The 19,119-nt window shown below is 62.4% G+C and carries 16 protein-coding genes; 4 read left to right on the top strand and 12 right to left on the bottom strand.

The window, feature by feature from the left end; translation table 11 throughout:
- Window positions 1-59 precede the first annotated feature (59 nt).
- From ACM9LZ_RS22850 to ACM9LZ_RS22805, 10 genes are all read right to left on the bottom strand, one after another.
- A complete protein-coding gene (locus ACM9LZ_RS22850; RefSeq protein WP_416621836.1) occupies window positions 60-1,088 on the bottom strand; it encodes a DUF7146 domain-containing protein in 1,029 nt (342 codons plus the stop codon).
- The gene (locus ACM9LZ_RS22845; protein WP_465123044.1) at window positions 1,088-5,422 is read right to left on the bottom strand and encodes a strawberry notch-like NTP hydrolase domain-containing protein; all 4,335 of its coding nucleotides are present in this window, start codon (window positions 5,420-5,422) and stop codon (window positions 1,088-1,090) included. Before ACM9LZ_RS22845 ends, ACM9LZ_RS22850 begins: the two co-directional genes overlap by 1 nt.
- Window positions 5,423-5,568: 146 nt before the next feature.
- Entirely contained in the window at window positions 5,569-6,213 is a 645-nt protein-coding gene (locus ACM9LZ_RS22840) for an antitoxin of toxin-antitoxin stability system (protein ID WP_416621835.1), read from the bottom strand.
- A complete protein-coding gene (locus ACM9LZ_RS22835; protein ID WP_126156098.1) occupies window positions 6,206-6,622 on the bottom strand; it encodes a hypothetical protein in 417 nt (138 codons plus the stop codon). The genes ACM9LZ_RS22840 and ACM9LZ_RS22835 overlap by 8 nt, the downstream gene beginning before the upstream one ends.
- A gap of 56 nt (window positions 6,623-6,678) precedes the next feature.
- Window positions 6,679-7,236, bottom strand: a complete 558-nt coding sequence (locus ACM9LZ_RS22830) for a hypothetical protein (RefSeq protein WP_416621834.1) — start codon at window positions 7,234-7,236, stop codon at window positions 6,679-6,681.
- A gap of 197 nt (window positions 7,237-7,433) precedes the next feature.
- Entirely contained in the window at window positions 7,434-7,598 is a 165-nt protein-coding gene (locus ACM9LZ_RS22825; RefSeq protein WP_276947304.1) for a hypothetical protein, read from the bottom strand.
- Between the two features lie 431 nt (window positions 7,599-8,029).
- The gene (locus tag ACM9LZ_RS22820; RefSeq protein WP_416621833.1) at window positions 8,030-8,335 is read right to left on the bottom strand and encodes a hypothetical protein; all 306 of its coding nucleotides are present in this window, start codon (window positions 8,333-8,335) and stop codon (window positions 8,030-8,032) included.
- A gap of 99 nt (window positions 8,336-8,434) precedes the next feature.
- Complete coding sequence (locus ACM9LZ_RS22815; protein WP_416621832.1) at window positions 8,435-10,576, bottom strand: ParB/RepB/Spo0J family partition protein; 2,142 nt, start codon at window positions 10,574-10,576, stop codon at window positions 8,435-8,437.
- A gap of 203 nt (window positions 10,577-10,779) precedes the next feature.
- The gene (locus tag ACM9LZ_RS22810; protein WP_416621831.1) at window positions 10,780-11,184 is read right to left on the bottom strand and encodes a DUF2958 domain-containing protein; all 405 of its coding nucleotides are present in this window, start codon (window positions 11,182-11,184) and stop codon (window positions 10,780-10,782) included.
- Window positions 11,181-12,143 carry an ArdC family protein gene (locus tag ACM9LZ_RS22805; RefSeq protein WP_416621830.1) on the bottom strand — a complete coding sequence of 321 codons (963 nt, stop codon included), beginning with the start codon at window positions 12,141-12,143 and terminating at the stop codon, window positions 11,181-11,183. The genes ACM9LZ_RS22810 and ACM9LZ_RS22805 overlap by 4 nt, the downstream gene beginning before the upstream one ends.
- A gap of 504 nt (window positions 12,144-12,647) precedes the next feature.
- Between ACM9LZ_RS22805 and ACM9LZ_RS22800 the strand changes: the two genes are divergently transcribed.
- Together ACM9LZ_RS22800 and ACM9LZ_RS22795 are read left to right on the top strand one after the other, a co-directional pair.
- Window positions 12,648-13,679, top strand: coding sequence for an AAA family ATPase (locus ACM9LZ_RS22800; protein WP_126156092.1), 1,032 nt, complete (start codon window positions 12,648-12,650; stop codon window positions 13,677-13,679).
- Window positions 13,630-16,152 (top strand): S8 family peptidase, encoded by a 2,523-nt coding sequence (locus ACM9LZ_RS22795; RefSeq protein WP_416621829.1) that lies wholly within the window; start codon window positions 13,630-13,632, stop codon window positions 16,150-16,152. The genes ACM9LZ_RS22800 and ACM9LZ_RS22795 overlap by 50 nt, the downstream gene beginning before the upstream one ends.
- A gap of 24 nt (window positions 16,153-16,176) precedes the next feature.
- On the opposite strand, the gene ACM9LZ_RS22790 is transcribed toward ACM9LZ_RS22795, so the two are convergent.
- The gene (locus tag ACM9LZ_RS22790; protein ID WP_416621828.1) at window positions 16,177-16,686 is read right to left on the bottom strand and encodes a GNAT family N-acetyltransferase; all 510 of its coding nucleotides are present in this window, start codon (window positions 16,684-16,686) and stop codon (window positions 16,177-16,179) included.
- 4 nt (window positions 16,687-16,690) lie between these two features.
- A complete protein-coding gene (locus ACM9LZ_RS22785; RefSeq protein WP_416621827.1) occupies window positions 16,691-16,990 on the bottom strand; it encodes a type II toxin-antitoxin system TacA family antitoxin in 300 nt (99 codons plus the stop codon).
- Between the two features lie 302 nt (window positions 16,991-17,292).
- On the opposite strand from ACM9LZ_RS22785, the gene ACM9LZ_RS22780 reads away from it, so the two are divergent.
- Entirely contained in the window at window positions 17,293-17,484 is a 192-nt protein-coding gene (locus tag ACM9LZ_RS22780) for a hypothetical protein (RefSeq protein ID WP_126156088.1), read from the top strand.
- Window positions 17,485-17,503: 19 nt separating this feature from the next.
- A partial coding sequence (locus ACM9LZ_RS22775; RefSeq protein ID WP_416621826.1) for a recombinase family protein occupies window positions 17,504-19,119 on the top strand: 1,616 nt, incomplete at its 3' end.

The raw sequence follows: 19,119 nt of genomic DNA, 5'->3' as shown, positions 1-19,119 counted from the left end.
GCCTATGCGCACGACAGGATCGGAACGCCCCGATCACGGCCCCGCACCGGCTATGCCATTTAAGCTATGAAGCGGCTGACGTCCTCGGGAGCGATTTGCACTCGGATCTCTGTCCGAACGGCATCCAGCCCGCGAGTTGTAAGATCTTCGTTGAAGTCCCCCATCATGGGCGAGAGCGTGATGGCCTCGATCCCGGCCTCGTGCGCCCGGTCCATCAGGCTATCGCGGGCGCTGTCACCTGCCGGATCGTTGTCGCGGACGATATAGAGCCTGCGCAGTTGCGGCGGGAACAGGATGGCAGCGAGGTGTCCGGCCGAGAGTGCGGAAACCATCGGCATGGTGGGCAGAGCCTGACGCAGCGACAGGATGGTTTCGATACCTTCCCCCGCTGCCATGACATCCCTCACGCACCCGAAACGAACCGCATATCCGAGCAGGTCGCCCATCGCCTTCCTCGGCGGATCGACAGGCGCCTTGCCGGAACCGTCCTGGGCCAGCCATGTGCGGTGTGCGCCAGTAATCCTGCCATCAAGGTCGGTGACGGCAGAGATCATCGCGGGCCATGTTTGCGTCGGGCCATCGTCCTCAGGCCGCCAGTAGCAGTTGGAGTGAAAGCGCAGATTTGCGGTCTGGCGTAAATCCGTAATGCCGCGTCCGCGTAAATACGCTTCTGCGGTACTGCCGATCAGCGGCTGCGTCATGCGCCAGAGGCGGCGTGCGGCCTCGGATGATCCCGATGGTGCTGGCGCTCGGGACGGACGAGATATTGGCTGCGGTTCAGGATGCGGCAGGCTGAGGAAGCGCCGGGCTTCTTCGGCAACGTCTGCGAAGTCGATCAGACCAAGTGAGTCCCGGATCACGTCCAGCAGATCGCCATATTCCCCCGTGGCCGAGTCCTGCCATTTACCGGCAATGCCTTTCACACTGTCGTGCAGCCGGACGAACATCGAGCGGCCAGCCGTGTTTCGGACATCGCCAACCTGCCAGTAGTTGCCCTGTTTGCGCCCATTCGACAGATAGTGGCGGCACACCGCCTCGGCCTGTCGGCCGAGACGCTGCGCCAGTTCGGAAGCGTTGAGACGCGCCATTATGCGGCCTCCCTCTCGCCGATGCGCAGGGCCGGAAAGCGGTCAAGCAGTTTGCCGATGATCTCCGGCCCCGTTACATCGACGGGTACGAAGAAGCGCAGTTTCCACGAGATGATCTCGCTGAAGAGACCCCAGGCCCGCAGCCGGTCGCGCATTGCGTCAGTAAAGCCGGTCAGTTCAATCCGGTTGGCGCCCATGACCCGAACGCGGCGCAGTTGCAGGCCCTCGGCGAGATCAAGGATCGTGCGACCTTCGATCAGCGCGGCATAGGCGGCATCCGATGTCAGGCTGCTGGTGACACCACTGGTCGAGGCACTGGCAGCCCAGGCCGGCGATACGCGGCGACCGATGATGCGCTCGCCCTCGTCGGTCTGGAGCCGATAGACGCGGGAGGAGTCCTGCGGCAAGCGTTTCCAGATCGGCAGAAGTAGCCCCGTCACCATATGCAGGATGCTGTCGGTGAACTCCGGCACCTCTGCCAGTTCCGCCTTCCAGGCCGCAGTGAAGGCGGAATGGTCGGCCTCAAGCCAATGAGTCTCGCCCATCGCCCGCACAGGCATGTTCATTGCCTCCATGGGACGGATGAGCCGTACTCGCCGTTCGATCTCACCATCATCCAGCATGACGCTGGTGGTCGGGATCTGCACAGCAGCACGACCGGATCGCTCGTTGATGAGCAGCCTTGCGCGAGGGTCATCCAGTTCCGCCAGGGCTGCATCGAGCGTGACCGGCTGATTGCGTTTGCGCTCGGTGAGCGTCAGGAGCCGGGTTTCCGCGCCGGTACCCGGATGGATGTGGATGACCTGCCGATCTGTGACGATGAAGCTTTCGGCCTTCAGCGTTTCCAACCCCATGTCATAGGTACCGCACGCAATCGCCCCATCGATCCGCGCCTGCAGAAGCTGCTCGAAGGCCGAGAACAGGATGCCCTGCAACTCGATGGTCAGCGCCAGCAGGCGGTTGAGGAAGGTGGTGATCGGCGGCAGGTCGTCCTTCACCCCGTTGCTGTCCATCAGCTTCAGGCCGGTGGCGGATTCAAACCGTTCGAGCGAGCACCCCTCGACCTTGCCGCGCACGATCAACAGATAGAGCTGGCGCAGCGCATCGCGGGCATAGGCGGATTCCAGATTATCCTCGGGACGGAACAGCCCCTGACCGCCGGTCTGGCGCTGGCCGCGCGTGATCGCGCCCAGCGTGTCGAGGCGGCGGGCGATGGTCGAAAGGAACCGTTTCTCGGCTTTGACATCCGTGGCGATAGGCCGGAACAGCGGCGGCTGCGCCTGATTGGTACGGTTGGTGCGGCCAAGGCCCTGAATGGCGGCATCGGCCTTCCAGCCCGGCTCCAGCAGATAATGCACGCGCAGCCGCTGGTTTTTCGCCGAGAGCTCGGCGTGATAGCTTCGCCCGGTGCCACCGGCATCAGAGAAGACCAGAATGCGCTTCTGGCCATCCATGAATGCGGATGTCTCGGCAAGGTTGGCAGAAGGCGCCCGGTTCTCGACCGCAAGGCGCGCCGATGCCCCTTCGCCCTTGCGCACGATCCGCCGTGAACGGCCTGTGACCTCCGCCACCATATCCGTGCCGAAACGCTGGACGATCTGGTCGAGCGCACCGGGGACAGGTGGAAGCGAACCCAGCTGCTCCAGCATCTCGTTGCGCCGCGCCACGGCTTCGCGGCATTCCACCGGCTGACCATCCCGGAAAACGGGACGGGATGACAGATTGCCTTCGCCATCGCTGAATGGCTCATAGAGCTGCACCGGGAAGGAATGCTGCAAATACGAGCCGACATACTCCCTCGGAGTAACATCGACGGAAATGTCATTCCATTCCTCGGTCGGGATCTCGGACAGCCGCCGTTCCATCAGGGCTTCGCCGGTCGAGACGATCTGGATGACGGCGGCATGGCCCGCCTCCAGATCGGCCTCGATAGAGCGGATCAGAGTCGGAGTTTTCATGGAGGTCAGCAGATGGCCGAAGAAGCGCTGCTTGGTGCTCTCAAAGGCCGAACGCGCCGCCGACTTCGCCTGCCGGTTCAGCGTCGCTCCCCCAGAGTCTGGGCTGCCGGTGATATTGGCGGCTTCCATCGCCGCGTCCAGATTGTTGTGAATGACGGCAAACGCCCTGGCATAAGCATCATAGATGCGGCGCTGTTCGTCCGTGAGCTGGTGTTCGACCAGTTCATATTCGACGCCATCATAGGAGAGCGAACGGGCGGTATAGAGGCCGAGGGATCGCAGGTCGCGGGCCAGCACTTCCATGGCCGCAACGCCACCGGCTTCGATCGCCTCGACAAATTCGGCGCGCGTCTGGAACGGAAAGTCCTCACCGCCCCAGAGGCCGAGGCGCTGCGCATAGGCGAGATTGTGGACAGTGGTGGCGCCGGTCGCCGAGACATAAACCACGCGGGCATCGGGCAGCGCGTGCTGGAGCCGAAGGCCCGCACGTCCCTGCTGCGAGGCGGCGACATCTCCGCGCTCACCTTTTCCGCCACCGGCATTCTGCATGGAATGGCTTTCGTCGAAGATAATGGCTCCATCGAAATCGGACCCCAACCATTCGACGATCTGCTTGACGCGGGAAACCTTCTCGCCCCGGTCGTCGGAGCGCAGCGTGGCATAGGTGGTAAAAAGGATGCCTTCCGACAGCATGATCGGCTTGCCTTGAGGGAAGCGTGACAGAGGCGTGACCAGCAGCCGTTCCATGCCGAGCGCCGACCAGTCGCGCTGCGCGTCCTCGATCAGCTTGTCGGATTTGGAGATCCAGATCGCTTTGCGCCGACCGCGAAGCCAGTTGTCGAGAATGATGGCGGCGGACTGGCGACCCTTGCCAGCGCCGGTTCCATCACCGAGCATGAAGCCCCGGCGAAAGCGGATCGATCCGGCAGCATCCTCGGGCGCGGCGCTCACAGTGTCGAAATGCTCGTCCACGGTCCAGCTGCCGGCGAGATGATCGGCATGGGCTTCACCGGCATAGATCACGGTTTCAAGCTGGGCGTCCGACAGACGCGCGCAGATGTCGGGCGGCAGCATGGGCCGGTAGGAAGGCTTGGGCGGTGCGACCGAGGCCATGGCGGCGGATTGCACCAGCTTGGTCGGATGCGGCTGTGCACCAGCGATACGCAGCGATTGCATCGCATATTCCTCGTAGATCGCGTCAGACAGGCGAGCGCCTTCGGGTGGCGTCCAGTCCACGGTCTCATAGGTGAGTTCGACGCCTTCGGGATCGTTAGCCGGGGCAGCGGCAGGCCGTGTGGCTGTCGCGCGGGCCAGATAGCCTCGCACGGTTTTCGGCGCGGTCGCCGAAGCGGGCACCACGATCTTCGGCAATGATACCGGGAGACGCTGCGGAACATGCTCCTCAATCCATTCGGTCAGCGTGGCAACATCAGGCGCGATCCCCGGCGAGGCCGGGAAACTGGCCGGATCGTCGGCGGGCCGTTTGTCGATCACGGTCAGCCGCGTGTCGAACGTGGTGCCGTGCTTTGCATAGACCGCACCATCGACGGCGGCGCTGAACACCACACGACCACGGGCCTGCAAGCGGATGAAAGCATCCCGCCATGCCGGAGCTTCGGGACCAAAGCCTGCGCCGGTGATCGTCACAAGGCGGCCCCCGGGGGCAAGACGGGCCAGCGCCGAGACAATATGGCGGTAGGCCGCATCGGACACACGACCGCTGACATTGGCCATGACCGAGAATGGCGGGTTCATCAGCACCACGGACGGGACGGCATCCGGGGCCAGATGATCGTCGATCTGGGCGGCGTCGGACCGGGTGACAGCGAAGGCCGGAAAGAGTTGGGCAAGAAGATCGGCGCGGGTATCGGCCAACTCGTTGAGGATCAGCGACCCGCCGGCGGTCTGCGCCAGGATCGCGAGAAGGCCGGTGCCGGCCGATGGTTCCAGCACCCTGTCATCAGGCGTGATCGCGGCCGCTGTCAGGGCAGCGAGACCCAGCGGGACAGGCGTCGAGAACTGCTGGAGGCTCTGACTTTCCTCGGAGCGCCGGGTTTGCGTCGGCAGGAGCCCGGCAATCTTCGTCAGATGGGAGAGACGCGCATCCGCAGAGGCGGATTTGCGGAAAAGCGCCTTTCCGTATTTGCGCAGGAACAGAACGGTCGCGACCTCGCAGGCCTCATATGCCGTCTTCCAGTCCCAGGCGCCGGAAGCATCGGAAACACCGAAGGCGGTTTCCATGGCCGTCCGCAGTGCGACGGCATCAATGCGCTGGCCGCGTTCCAGATGGGGAAGCAGCAGCTCGGCCGCAGCCAGAATTGCGGGCGCAGCCGCCTTCGGCGTGACCGGATCGGTCACGGGAAACACCATGTTCATGTCAGAAAACCTCGGGAGAGCATAAGCGGGCAAGCCCGGCCAGCGCTCTCTCGACCACCCGGACTCAACCCCTTCCGGCAAGCCTCTTCCTCTGAACCTGGCCGCATAAGAAAAGCGCCCCGACCGGATGGTGGGGCGCCAGAGGATCAGCCGAAGCGGCGGCCGGTTTCGGTGAACATGTATTCGTTCGCGAGGATGGTTTCATCCACGACCGCGTCGGAGGAGAGATAATCGTATTCGCGCTCCAGCTGGCGGTAGAGCCAGCGAGCAAAATCGCGCAGCGCTTCGATCACAGTCTCCTCGGCATCCGCCGTCATGTCCTGCCAGTTCGGGCTGTCGCGCTCGACCGAGATCGCCATGCGGTATTCGTGATAGTAATGGCCGCGATGGCTGGCCTCGGCGCGCAGCTGGTAGAAATTGCGTTTCTGGATCGCCTGCAGGACATCGGCGATGCGGTGCAGTTCTGTGTCCTGCGGCGCATATTCCCGGATCAGACGTGGGGCGCCTTTATGGTAGGAAAGCCGCGCCTCGAAGCACGCGCCATCCCCTTGCGACCAGAAGCCCCGGAACCAGATGCAGGGTTCCTGCCGGGTGCCGCCGCCCATGAGCCGGACCGGCCGGGTCTTGAGGTCAAGACCGAGGATTTCGGCGATGCGCTGGAAATCCTCATAGACGGTCTCATACCAGTCATAGTCGAAGCCGCCTTCACGACACCAGGCCCGGGCCTTGTCCTTCGCCGCATCCGACAACTCGTCGAGGCGATAGACGGTGGTTTCGATGACCTTACTCATAGGGATCGCCTCCCTCCAGCACGGTGGAAAGCCAGCCATCGGTATAGATCCAGTCGACCGTCTCGCCGGTGGCGAGGTCAAGAACATGCGCGCCGCCGCCGAAACCGTCGACGCGGGGTTTCGAGCAGGTATTGGCATATTGCAGGCCCCACCGGCCGCTCAGACCGAATTCGGAGGCGCAGCGTTTGACGAACTGGATGACGTGCTCCGGATCGCCGGTAACGTCATCGCGCATCCAGAGCTGCGTGCCGCCATGTTCGGGCTGGATCGAAAGCAGGAATCCATCCGAGGGCGGATCTTCCGCGTCATTTTCATCGGCCAGCGCATTGTAGAGTTCGAGCGCGCGGGCGGCGTTTTCCGGCGTGCCCACATCGAGCAGGCAGGAAAAATGCGTGTAATAGTCAGCCATGGCGGCCTCCGGACATGACAAGGCCCGGCGCTGAACCGGGCCGAATGGATGGAAGATCAGGCGGCTTGCGGCAGGCGAAGCAGGTCGGACGCCGTCTCGCGCCAGAAGGGGTCGACCAGTCGCGCCTCACAAAGGCTGGCGCGCAAGCGCAGGTCACGGGCCAGTTCGCGATTGGCGCGCCCCGACGCAGCAAAGGCCATACCGCGCAGTCGACTGGCCTCGGTGACGATACGGCGAGCCTCGGCATTGGACGTGACAGGCTGCTGCCAGAGGATGATGCCGGCGCGGATTTCGCCGGCAAGGACCAGACCGTATTCGCGGTCCTGGATGAGCATGATGCGCGGGCAGAAATGCGGAAAGCTGTCCGAGCCGCTGCAAATGTCGCCCCGCGACAGGCGCAGGGCGGCGAACTGCATGGCCTCTTCTGGCGACGGGCATTCCCCTAGCGGGATCATGCGCTCGAAACTGTCGGCATTATCGCCACCGTCAGCGCTGGCCAGACCGAGACAGGAGATGCGCAGCGGCAGCTTTTGCGCCCGATAAAGCGCGGGAAGCACATCAGCGGCCAGAATCTCGCCGATGGGACGGAAGGTTTCAAAACGGGCGATGGTCATCGGGATCACTCCACGACGGGCGCCGGTGAGCCTCTCTCTCCGACCTTCAACCCGTCACGGCCGAACGGCCCCCACTCTTCCTCTCTGACCGGGGCGCGTCCCCGGTTCCGCTGCCGGCGATGGGCGCCATCGCAGGGCTGAAGGCCCGGGCGCGGGATCCGCGCACCGGGCCGTTGGCATGAGGCGCGTGTCGCGCCTTATGCCCACGGGTCCAGTTCCAGCCGCACCATATCGTCATCGCCGTCGAACTCGGCGGCGGGGCAAGCGGCGTGGGTGCCGTCTCCGGCCTGGAACACGACGATCGAAACCATCAGTGTGGCGGCGAGGCTGGCGGCGAAGGCGGTGGCATCTGCATAGGACATGGGTTCCGGCTCCTGTCTTAGGGAGGCGGGGGACCATCCCCCGCGCGACAGGCGCCCGAAGTGTCTGACCGTATCTGCAATCACCCGAGGGCGTTCGGCCCTTTGGCCCGAATCCCCGAGGGCGGCACGCTTGCGTCAAGCCGACCCCTCCGGGGTTGAATGCCAAGAAGCGGATCAGACCAAGGTTAGCGAATGGAAGCGGGGGTGGTTCTTCGCATCTGCCAGGATGCCGGATACCCGCCCGCAGATGCCTTGCCGCGCCAGCCTTGCCGCCATGCTGGCATCAGAACCCGTGTTCTCTCCAGGCCGGGGATGGCACCCGCTGCCCAGACAGGATGAACGGCGCCATGGTGCAGCTGGAACTGGAAACCCCAAGTGCGAAAAGTGCGAAGCTCATCTTCCGCAGGCCCCAGGTTGCCCTCAACTGGCCTTCAGCCCCAAAGCCCATCGGCGATTTCTCGAGCAATCATTGCGCGCGCCTGCATCATCAGATCATCGCCAGATGTGTCGATATGGCCGTAAAACCGGGCGCGGCCACCATAGGCTGTCCATTCGGCGTAGCGGCAATATTCGCGGGCATCGAGCCGGAACACCCGCATATCCTCGGCCCAATGGGGCTTGGGCTCGACGACGACAGTGATGCCGTCGCGAGTCTCTTCCCACGGAAGTGTGCGCTCCGATGGGGGATTCGCGCGAGCTTCGTGGAAGATCTGATCGATGTCGATGATCGTGGGCATGGAAGTTCTCCAAAGAAAAAGCCCGGCCACAAGGACCGGGCGAGCTCAGGGAAACGGAATGGAGTGGTCGGGGCGACCGAAGGCCACCCCGACGGAAGGTTATTCGGCAGCGACCATGTGCTGTTCTTCCTCGTCGTCGACGGGACCGTCTTCCTCGCCATCGCCAGCGAGAAAATCGGGCAGATCGTCGGCTTCGCCCTCGGGAGCATGGACCAGATCGACCTCGGCCCCCTCATCGACCATGCGCAGCGGCTCGGGCAACCAGCCGGTATCAGCCAGCAGACGCTCGGCCTCTTTCGCCATGTCGCCCTTCTTGAGGTGCCCGATCAGTTCAGCGGCACGGTCACCGGCGCCTTCGCGCACGGCCTCAATGATGCGCGGCTTGGTCACGCGGCCGAGATAATTGCCAGCCGTCGGCCGCCAGCCCACCGCCACCATGTCGAGACCGGTCGAACGCGCCAGCCGGTCCGCCTGCGACAAGCGGATTTCCAGCCCGTGCTGGCTGACGCCCATGCCGCTATAGGGGTTTGGCTTCTCGTAGAGCGCATTGACACCAAAGCTCACGCAATGGGCGAGCAGGTCCATGCGGGAGCCATCATCCAGATCGGCCAGCCAGTCCCAGAGCGCGGCATCATCGGCCGGGATATGGTCGCTCCAGCGTTCATGCCGTTCCTGGATCGCCCTGGCCGAGGTGCTGTCACGCAGATCCTCGGCCTGCGCGGGCAGATGGACCTCGCGGACCTGCGCTTCCAGGCAGCCCCGCGTCGAATGCGGCAGAAAGCAATCGGTGACCAGCCGGTGCAGCAGCGCCGTCATGGCGACTTGCGGGTTGGATGCGACCGCGTCGCGCAGCGCCAGCGTACGATGCGCCGTCAATTCGCTGATCAGCCGGTCAGGTAGCGGCCTGATCGTTTCGGCCTCATCCTCCTCATCCGGTTCGGCCGGTTGACCGCCCAGCGTGATGACCGCGCGCTGATGCCTGCCATCAGCTTCAGGCCCCTGGAGCACCTCGCCAGTTTCCGGATCGACGACATCGGTCGCCGGTTCTGCAGGCGCCTCAACCTCGGGACGGACATAGCCACGCTCGACCAGCAGGGTGCCATCGGCATCGATACTGACGAAGACGCCCGCCCTGGCCATCTGATCCGGATCGAAAATCATGGGACGGCGCTCAAAGGCATCCAGCGCCTGCTCGATTTCGCCGAGGCGTGCATCGATCTCGTCGGGCAATTCGTCAGCCTCGGCATAGTCCGCTTCCAGCCGGTCATATTCCTCGCGCAGCGCCTCACGGGCTGCGCGCTCCTCCTCGGTCATATCGACCGTGGTGCCGACCAGTTGGCGAAGTCCATGATCGTGGCCGTAAGGAAAGGTCAGGGCGACCTCGATCCATTTCCAGCCCTCGGCGGCAATGCTCTCCGCCTCGGTCTTCAGCTTCTCGCCCACCAGCCGGTCGAGCAGAACCGGGTCCTGCAGCCATCCGCCATCGTCCTGCTGGAAGAGATCGCGCAAAACGCAACCGCCGGCCTCCTCATAGGCGTCGATGCCGACGAAGAGCACCCGCTTGTCGGCGGCGCGCACCGTGGTCTCGGTCAGCAGGCGGCGGATATGGTAGGGTTCCTTCTGCCAGCCATCCTTGATCGCCTCCCAGACCTGTTCCTGCCGGGCATGGTCGGAACTGACAGTGAAGGCCATGAGCTGCTCCAGCGTCATGCCGTCTGCGGCATAGATGTCGAGCAGCGCGGGCGAGACCGAGGCAAGGCGCAGGCGCTGTTTCACCACCTTCGCGTCGACGAAGAAGGCAGCAGCAATCGCCTCTTCGGTCATGCCCTTCTCGCGCATGGACTGGAAGGCACGGAACTGGTCGAGCGGATGCAGCGGCGCGCGCTCGATGTTTTCGGCGAGCGAGACCTCGTCAATCAGCACATCAGCCCCGGCTTCCGACACCACGCAAGGCACGGGCGCGATCTTGGCAAGGCGCTTCTGCTTCACCAGCAGTTCCAGCGCTCGGAAGCGGCGGCCACCGGCAGGCACCTCGAACATGCCGGTCTCGGCGCCATCCTCGCCCAGGACCGGGCGTACATGCAGGGACTGGATCAGTCCGCGGCGGGCGATGGACTCGGCGAGTTCCTCGACCGAGATGCCGGCCTTGACGCGCCGGACATTGGACTGGGAAAGCATCAGCTTGTTGAAGGGAATATCGCGCGAGGACGACAGGGTGATCTTCTGAACGGCAGTGGCCATGTCAGTTGCTCCATGACGGACGCCGGGGAGCCTCTCTCTCCGGCAACCAGCCCGTCACGAAACTCCCATCCCTCCTGTTCCTCTCCTGGCTGCCGCTCGGCCCAGCCGGCCCGGCACCGGAACTTTCACCACGTCACGACGAGAGGCGCCGCCCTCTACCTCCAAGAGAGCGGCGCAAAAGCGCAAATCCGGACAGCCGGGTCTCAGGCTTTCCGGATTTCTGTATCGGCGGGTTTCAGGGTCTGTGCAGCACCGCCACGGAAGCGGGCGGACAGGAGTTGCTCGGCGGCCCGTATGCCGCCCGCCATGCGCGCTGTTTCAGCCCAGACCGAGATCGGGAACAGGCCGGTAAAAAGCACGTCCCGCTCGATCGTCATACCCAAGTGCAGCCGGATTGCCTCCAGTTCAGCGAAGCTCCAGCTACCGAGTTCGGGATAGCCGATGTCGGCGAGACCAAACATGATGTCGTCGTCCTCATCCAGTTCGGTCGCGAGCCAGACGCCTGCGCCAAGGGGATTGTAGAATTTGACGACGGGGTGGTGATCAGTGTCGCGCCGCCGGCCATTGGCGAGAAGCTGCGCGCGCTGCGTGCGGGTCAGGAGGATCATGCCGCAGCCCTCCGCTCAACCAAGGCTGCGACAGGTTCGGCGACCTCCTCGTCGGGCAGATGCGCGAGCAGCCAGTCGGCCGCCTTGCTCGCCTGCGAGGCGGCGCGGACGATGGCGCGATTGTCCTCCCGAAGACATTCCAGCCAGGACCCAATATAGTCGGCATGACGAACGGTCGGTACGATACCAAGAGAAGCGCAGCAGAAGGCCGCGTTCATCTCTGCGACCAATTCCTCGAAGGCGTATTTCTTCGTGCCAAAGCTGCCCGAGAAATCCCGTCCCAGGCGTGAGGCATGACCAGTGGCGTGACCCATTTCGTGCAGGGCGGTCCTGTGCCAGTTGATCGGCTCGAAATAGGCCTGCGGAGGCGGCACCTGCACATAGTCGTGCGCCGGCACATAAAAGGCGCGATCGCCGCCAATGCGAAAATCGATACCGGTCGCGCGGATCAGTGCCTCGACCCTTGGCTCGATCATGCCGGGCGGCGGTGGCGGCGCCTCCACGGCGATATTCTCGGGCAGCCCCTCGCATTGGGCCGCGTTGAACACGGTGAAGCGTTTCAGGAATGGAATGCTTCCCGCTTCTTCACCGGCGTCCCGGGCGCGACGCTTTTCGTCCTCAGGAGTGAAGCGGTCGGCATAGACGACGGTCGTGCCATGCTCGCCCTTGCGGACATTGCCGCCGAGCGAAAGCGCCTGACGAAAAGTGAGCCAATGCTGGGTCGGATAGCCGTGCTGGATCACGGCGCCCCAAAGGATCAGGACATTGATCCCGGAATATTGCCGTGCAGTTGCCGCATTCCTCGGCATGGCGAGTGGCGCTTTTGCCGTTGATGTGCCCCATGGCTGGACCCAGGGCAGCCGACCTTCCTCCAGCTCCGCGATGATCTTGCCGGTAATGTCGTCGTAAAGATTGGTGCGATTGCCGCCGCCTCGCGTGGCTCTGTCAGTTCTGGCCATCGGGATGATCTCCGCGACGGGCGCCGGAGACCTCTTCTCCAGCCCTCAACCCGTCACGGAAAAACCCGTCCGCACTCTCACTCTCAGGGGGCGTTGCGGGGTCTCCCCGCAGAAGGGGGTGCGTCGGTAACGGAAGTGCCGGCCAGGGGGAAGGCTTTCCCTCACAAAATCAGATCGATTCTCTGCACGCGCCCAAGTACCAGGAAACCCACACCCTCACTCTGATGGCACTGTACGCTCCCCGATGACCGTTGTGAAAAACATCCGGAGAAAGCACACGATCTGCCGAATCGCCCCGACAGGGGCACGTGATTGCCGAGAGGAGGGAGTTGTCAATTGGGGATTCCGTAAACCTCGACGGACTGCTAAGGTGTCAAAGCTACTGAATCGCTTCAGCCTGGGTTGCCGCTGCTGAACGCGGTAATCGGCAGAAAACTGTGTAGCCACTTTTGGTTAGCATGAACAAACTTCATGGCTTGAGGTTGGGGGTTAATAGAGGCCACTATGGCGCGTAGCGATCTTCTTGTGTCATTAATTCGCGCCGGTGCCACCGGCGATCAGGAGATGCTGCGCTCAACTACCGAAGCCATGGTTGCCGAGGAACGTGCCAAGAAGCATTTCATTGTTGCAGACCGAATGCAACGAGCTTTGTCGACCGTTCCGATCACGCCACCAGCTCTTACCGCGAGTTCGCCTCATCTTGCCGCCGCCAACGGGCGCGAAGCCATTCTGGAGATCACTCCCCGGCTGCAAATGGACGATCTGCTTCTCCCACTGCCGGCGCGCGAAAGCGGTCGCCAACTCATTGAGGAGCATCAACGGGCGGACGTTCTGCGGGCAAGTGGCTATGAACCTCGTCACCGCGTACTGCTTTCCGGTCCACCGGGCAACGGCAAGACTTCGTTTGCCGAAGCGGTCGCCGAGGGTCTGGGCCTGCCGTTCTACGTCGTCCGGTACGACGCCCTTATCGGCAGCTATCTCGGCGAGACCAACGCGCGGCTTCGCAAGCTCTTCGACTATGTAAGAACGACACCGAGCGTGCTGTTTTTTGACGAGTTCGATGCCATTGGCAAAGAGCGCGGCGATACGCACGAGACGGGTGAGATCAAGCGTGTGGTCTCATTCCTTCTGATGCAGCTTGATCAGCTCCCGAGCTATGTGATCGTCGTGGCTGCGACCAATCATGGCGAACTGCTCGACCGGGCCGTCTGGCGGCGGTTCCAGATGCGGCTCGCAATTCCGGCGCCGAAGAAGAGCGAGATCACCGTTCTCCTGGACCGGATCGTGTCTGGCTGGCCGGATGCGCCGAAAATGACGCTCGGCAGGATTGCCGGTCGCCTAGGGAATGTCAGTTACGCCGAAGCTCTCGATTTTTGCCAGAATGTGAGGCGGCGCCAGATTTTGGGTTTGGGGGAGGTATCGATTGATGACGCACTGCGCGTGGAGCTTGATCTATGGACCTCGCGCGTTACGCCAGAGATCATAAATGCCGAGCGATCCAACGAAACCGCTCCTGAGACTGACACCAAGAGCTGATCAACCTCGCCCTATAGGTCGTCCACGGCCTGTTCCGTCTCCGGATGCCTTTCCAAGAGAACGTCAAACTGCGGCAATCGGGCCAAAGTTTGCGCGTCTGGCGGAAGTTCTCGCTCGCGGAAATGCCGCGCTTGAACTGCGTGCCGATCCGGCGGGTCTCGCCCCTGAACGGCTACTGGTCTTTGAAGTTCGCGGCTCCATAAGTTCGTTTGCCGCAGCCATCCAGCAGGTTGCCGGTCTGGAACTCGTGGATGAGGAAGAGCTTGAAGGTGACGAAGGGGATGAGCATCCCTTCGCCTATCTGCTCGTTCCCGACATGGCGGCTTTGCAGAATCTCGAGTCCCTTTGGCGCCGTTGGCAGGCAGGAGAGCTTGTCCGCGGCGAAACGACCTGGGCAAATGTGTTCGAGCACCTTCGGGACTTGCGCCCGTGGGGGCCGAATGACCGGGTTCATCCAACAGATCGGACGTTTCTCGCCACCATCGTCGACGATCATGAGGACGACCAACTCATCCGCGTCGAAATCGAGCTCGTCTTTAGATCGAACGACGCGGCAGCAGGAGCGAGCGAAGCTGAGGCGTCGCGCGCGATAACCGCCCGCGGGGGCGCAATCGTGTCGCGGGCACGCCTGCCGGATATTTCGTACCACGCGCTGCTCGCCGACATTCCGGCCTGGGCGGTCCGCGAAATCATCGAACAGCGGATCGAAGGCATCGCAGGTCTGGAATCTGTAATGCATATCCGGCCTCAGTCCGAAGCCACAACGGTGGAGATCGCTGATCCGTCCGAAATCCCGCTGGTCGACAGTGCCGGGCAAGCCCTGGGCGAACCGATCTTGGCCCTCCTCGACGGAGTACCGGTAAGCGCCCATCGTCAACTGACAGCTCATATCGATCTCGACGATCCGTTCGAACTCGAGCCACACGCTCTGGTGGAATCCAGAGCACATGGAACGGCGATGGCGTCCCTCATCATCCATGGCGATCTCAATCGAAACGAGGACCGGCTGCCGAGGCAGATCCATGTCATTCCAGTGATGGGGAATGGCGACGCATTCCCTGACGACAGACTCGTCGTGGACCTCATCTACCTTGCGGTCATGCGGCTACGTGAACAGCGCCCCGGGATCGTGATCGTCAATCTCTCGCTGGGCAACAGGTATCGGCCGTTTCACAATCAGCTCTCACCTTGGGCGCGTCTTCTTGACCGGCTCTCTTACCGTCTCGGCCTGCTGTTTGTGGTGAGCGCCGGCAATCAGACGACTGACTTCGGCATCACTGGCTATGCGACGGCCAGCCAATATGAGGATGCGGACGGACAAAGTCGTGCGAGGTCCATGATCACTGCTCTCCATGGAGTTATGGCTGAGCGACGGTTGCTATCGCCAGCCGAGACTGTGAACGGCATCACCGTGGGCGGCGGAAATATTGACTCTGTAGCTCCGGCTGATCGGGCGCTGGCGCGAGCCTTGATCGATCCGTTTCCCAGCCATCTTATGGCAAACCCCTCGAGCAGTCTTGGGCCAGGCTTTGCCCGTTCGATCAAACCGGACATCCTGATGCCTGGCGCGCGCGAACATATGCGGTTTGTGCGCAACCATGCCCATATCGATGTCGTTCCGGCCGCCGCCTCGCGCGGCGCTGGCCTCAAGGTTGCAGCCCCGCCGAGAGCCGGCCGTGAAAATCTCGATGGCTATACGAATGGCACGAGCGCTGCAGCAGCCCTCGCCTCACGCACCTGTCACAGAATACATGATGCTCTGGAGGCTGCCTACGGCGAAGAGTTTCTGCGGCTCACGCCCACGCAGCGTGCCGTTCTGTTGAAAGCGCTACTGGTGCATCCCGCCCAGTGGCCCCGAGATACCGCCGATCTCATAAAGACTACGCTCGGCCCCACGGGCCGCGGTCAGGCATCAAAGCAGAAGGACAATATCCGGCGCTTCATGGGATATGGCTACGTTGACGCCGACGACGCAGTAGCTTGTGCCGCGGACCGGGCGACTTTCTTTGCAACAGGGCTGCTGGGGGCTGATCGTATCGTTACGATCGACGTCCCGGTCCCCGTCGCGATTGGAGGCAAGGCCAGGCCGCACAGCCTTTCGGCTACAGTTGCTTGGTTCACGCCTGTCTCGCCCGGGCGCAAGAGCTATCGCAGTTGCCGACTCAAGATACTCAAGCCTACGGAACTGAATGCGCTGGCTGTCTCTGGCCACAGTTGGCAACCAGACGAGAACCAGAGCAATCGGGGAACTGTCTTTTCGCGCTGCTGGAGCGGCGAGAACTCGCCCGTCGTGACCCCGAACATGACAATCCCCCTCGTCATTCAGCGCGATCCGGATCAGGGCGCGCCCAACGACGAGATGGTTCCTTTCGGTTTGGCCGTGACGATTTCCATGCCCGGGGAGGTCGCTCTTTATGACGAGGTCCGCGCTCGCACAGCTCCGCATGTTCGTGCGCAAGCAGTTGATTTGTAGAGCGCATTCTCGGCTCCACGGCTCTCATCCACTGGTCTTGGCGAGTGAGGCCGCGAGATCACCGATAGAACGCAGCAGGATCAGAGCATCGTCCCGGGAAGGCTCAAATCCGCGCCGCCTCCAGAATTCGGCAGCTTCTTCATCAACAGCATTGACCATCAAGGCCCGCCCGCCAATGAGCGAGGCCGCCTGAACACAGCGCTGAAGGGCGTGCTTCACAAGGCCGGTGCCGATGCCCAGCCCTGCCCATGCGGTATCGGTGGCCAGTTGCCCCAGAAGTATGCACGGCACCGGATTAGGCGGCTGCCCAGTCCGTATTGAACGCGGCATGACCGATGGGACAACGGCGGTGGGTGCGAGACCGTAGTACCCGACCACACGTCCAGCCTCATGCACGACAAGAACGGCTGTAAAGCCCTTCTGCTGATTAGAGAGCGCTCGGGTTTTCAGCCAGTGGTCGAGCGTCGGCTTGCCACAGGAAAACTCAGAAACATCGTGAGCGGCGGTAAGCGGCTCGGGTCCCGAAAGCTGCAAGGGACTACCGCTTCGCCACGTAGCCCGGCTCCCACGGCGCAGGCCGTTTCAGCACTTCCACCATCTCCGGAACAGGAGCGGCGGGACGCGACAACACATCCATGAACTGAGCAAAGCCTTCCGGGCTCATCCGGACCAGCCCCTGCTCCATGACGACCTCCTCGGCCGCGCGTACAGCGGCCTCGCGCACGAAATCCGTGCGTGAGCGGCCGCGCATGCCCGCGGCGCGATCGATCATGGCAACATCCGCCTCGAGCAGACGCATCGAGATCGGATATTCCTTGCGTTCAGCAGTGTTGGCCATGGCGAGTCTCCTTAGCTCGAAGATAGTACCTTGTATTGCAAAATACAATACGATAAAGTCTAAACTGCAAGCAACAGCTTCCAAAGGACCAGCATCGAGGCGAAAGATGACGGCGACAGCGAGCGATTCCGACAGGTCATTTTACTCTGCCGTGGCACGCCAGACTACGCCGCCACACGCCATGACGCGCATCAGCACACCGATCACCGCCAAATGTTCGCCTGTAAATTCCATTGCTTATGCCGGGCATGAGACGAATGCTGTCAGTTATGACCTTGCGAGCCCCAGGAAACACAGCAAAGATGACAGGAGCAGAACGCGAAGCGCTGCTCGAATCTTTGCTGCTGGACGAGCCGGAGTTGACGTTTACGCCGCGCGGCAGTCCCGATCCACGCCTTCTGCGTCTGGTCGGCATCCTGGCAAAGCAAGCGGCGCGGGAGTGCTTTGCAGAGGAAGTGAAGTTGTCCAGGCGAAGGAGGAAGCGCGCCTCCTGATGCGGATGGGAGCCATGTTTTGAAAGTCGCGATCTACGCCCGCTATTCTTCCGACAATCAACGCGACGCCTCCATCGCCGACCAACTTCGCATGTGCCGCCTTCATGCCGAAAAGCAGGGCTGGCACGTCATCGAGGAATATACCGACCACGCGATTTCAGGCGCTTCGCTGATCCGTCCGGGCATCCAGGCCCTGATGGCCGACGCCATGGCCGGTCGCTTCGACGTGATCCTTTCAGAGGCGATGGATCGCCTCTCACGTGATCAGGAAGACATCGCCGGAATTTTCAAGCGCATGTCCTATGCGGATGTGAAGATGTTCACCCTCTCGGAGGGCGAGGTCAGCCATCTGCATGTCGGCCTCAAGGGCACGATGAATGCGCTGTTCCTCAAGGATCTTGCCGACAAGACACGCCGCGGGCAGCGCGGCCGGGTCGAAGCTGGCAAATCCGGTGGCGGCAACTCCTATGGCTACGATGTGGTCAAGAAGCTGGACGCAAATGGAGAGCCCATTCGCGGTGATCGCACCATCAACGACGCCCAGGCCGACGTGGTTCGTCGCATCTTCCGCGACTATGCTGCAGGCAAGTCCGCCAAGACGATCGCATTAGCGCTCAACAAGGAAGGCATCCCTGCTCCCTCCGGTGGCGACTGGGGCTTCAGCACGATCAACGGCAACCCGAAGCGTGGCAACGGCATCCTCAATAACGAGATGTATGTCGGCAAGATCGTGTGGAACCGGCAGCGCTTCGTGAAGGATCCGAACACGGGCAAGCGGCAGGCCCGCCCCAACCCGGAATCGGAATGGGTCATCCAGGAGACGCCTGAGCTCCGGATCCTCGATGACGAACTCTGGAACGCGGTGAAGGCACGGCAAGAGAAGAACAAGCTCTCGCGGGATGACAACGGCAGCGCGGATGTCCGCACCGTCAATCACCGGCGCCGCCCCAAATACCTCTTCTCGGGCCTGACCAAATGTTCATGCTGCGGTGGCGGGTACTCCGCGATCTCGGCAACGCTGATCGGTTGCTCGACCGCGCGCAACAAGGGCACCTGTGACAACCGCGTCAACATCCGCCGTGATGAGCTGGAATCACGCGTGCTGAATGCCCTGCGCACACGGCTTGTGGACCCTGAACTGTTCGGCCATTTCTGCGAGGTCTTCACGCAGGAGATGAACCGTCTCCGCATGGAAGGCCGAGCCGGCATTGCCTCCGCTGAAGCTGAACTGGCCAAGATCAACCGCGAGTTGGAAAAGATTCTCGATCTGTACCTGAATGACGCACTTTCGGTAGAAATGGTAAAAGAGCGAAGCAGGAAACTCGAAGCTCGAAAAGCTGATCTAGAACAATTCCTAACCGAAGCGGACGAGCCCCCTCCTCTTCTTCACCCTAGTATGGCGCTGCAATACCGCAAGCGCATCCAGCAGCTCTACGAATCGCTTCAGGATGACGACGAGGGCAAGCGGATAGAAGCCGCCGACACCATTCGGTCGCTGGTAGATCAGATTGTGATGACACCGGTCGAGGGCAAGATCGAGATCGACGTTCAGGGCGATCTTGCTGGAATCCTTATGATTTCCGTACAAACGAAAAACCCCGCCGGTGTGGCGGGGTCATCGCAAGTAAAGATGGT

Origin of the sequence: Niveispirillum fermenti, assembly GCF_048066175.1 — a bacterium.
In the GTDB taxonomy this organism is placed as follows: domain Bacteria; phylum Pseudomonadota; class Alphaproteobacteria; order Azospirillales; family Azospirillaceae; genus Niveispirillum; species Niveispirillum fermenti.
Note: the sequence above shows the minus strand (reverse complement) of the source record. Positions and strands in the feature narration are given on the sequence as shown.

Coding starts and splice junctions, on each gene's coding strand:
- ACM9LZ_RS22850 (WP_416621836.1), bottom strand. CDS start 1,088: ATGGCGCGTCTCAACGCTTCCGAACTGGCGCAGCGTCTCGGCCGACAG.
- ACM9LZ_RS22845 (WP_465123044.1), bottom strand. CDS start 5,422: ATGAACATGGTGTTTCCCGTGACCGATCCGGTCACGCCGAAGGCGGCT.
- ACM9LZ_RS22840 (WP_416621835.1), bottom strand. CDS start 6,213: ATGAGTAAGGTCATCGAAACCACCGTCTATCGCCTCGACGAGTTGTCG.
- ACM9LZ_RS22835 (WP_126156098.1), bottom strand. CDS start 6,622: ATGGCTGACTATTACACGCATTTTTCCTGCCTGCTCGATGTGGGCACG.
- ACM9LZ_RS22830 (WP_416621834.1), bottom strand. CDS start 7,236: ATGACCATCGCCCGTTTTGAAACCTTCCGTCCCATCGGCGAGATTCTG.
- ACM9LZ_RS22825 (WP_276947304.1), bottom strand. CDS start 7,598: ATGTCCTATGCAGATGCCACCGCCTTCGCCGCCAGCCTCGCCGCCACA.
- ACM9LZ_RS22820 (WP_416621833.1), bottom strand. CDS start 8,335: ATGCCCACGATCATCGACATCGATCAGATCTTCCACGAAGCTCGCGCG.
- ACM9LZ_RS22815 (WP_416621832.1), bottom strand. CDS start 10,576: ATGGCCACTGCCGTTCAGAAGATCACCCTGTCGTCCTCGCGCGATATT.
- ACM9LZ_RS22810 (WP_416621831.1), bottom strand. CDS start 11,184: ATGATCCTCCTGACCCGCACGCAGCGCGCGCAGCTTCTCGCCAATGGC.
- ACM9LZ_RS22805 (WP_416621830.1), bottom strand. CDS start 12,143: ATGGCCAGAACTGACAGAGCCACGCGAGGCGGCGGCAATCGCACCAAT.
- ACM9LZ_RS22800 (WP_126156092.1), top strand. CDS start 12,648: ATGGCGCGTAGCGATCTTCTTGTGTCATTAATTCGCGCCGGTGCCACC.
- ACM9LZ_RS22795 (WP_416621829.1), top strand. CDS start 13,630: ATGCCGAGCGATCCAACGAAACCGCTCCTGAGACTGACACCAAGAGCT.
- ACM9LZ_RS22785 (WP_416621827.1), bottom strand. CDS start 16,990: ATGGCCAACACTGCTGAACGCAAGGAATATCCGATCTCGATGCGTCTG.
- ACM9LZ_RS22780 (WP_126156088.1), top strand. CDS start 17,293: ATGACAGGAGCAGAACGCGAAGCGCTGCTCGAATCTTTGCTGCTGGAC.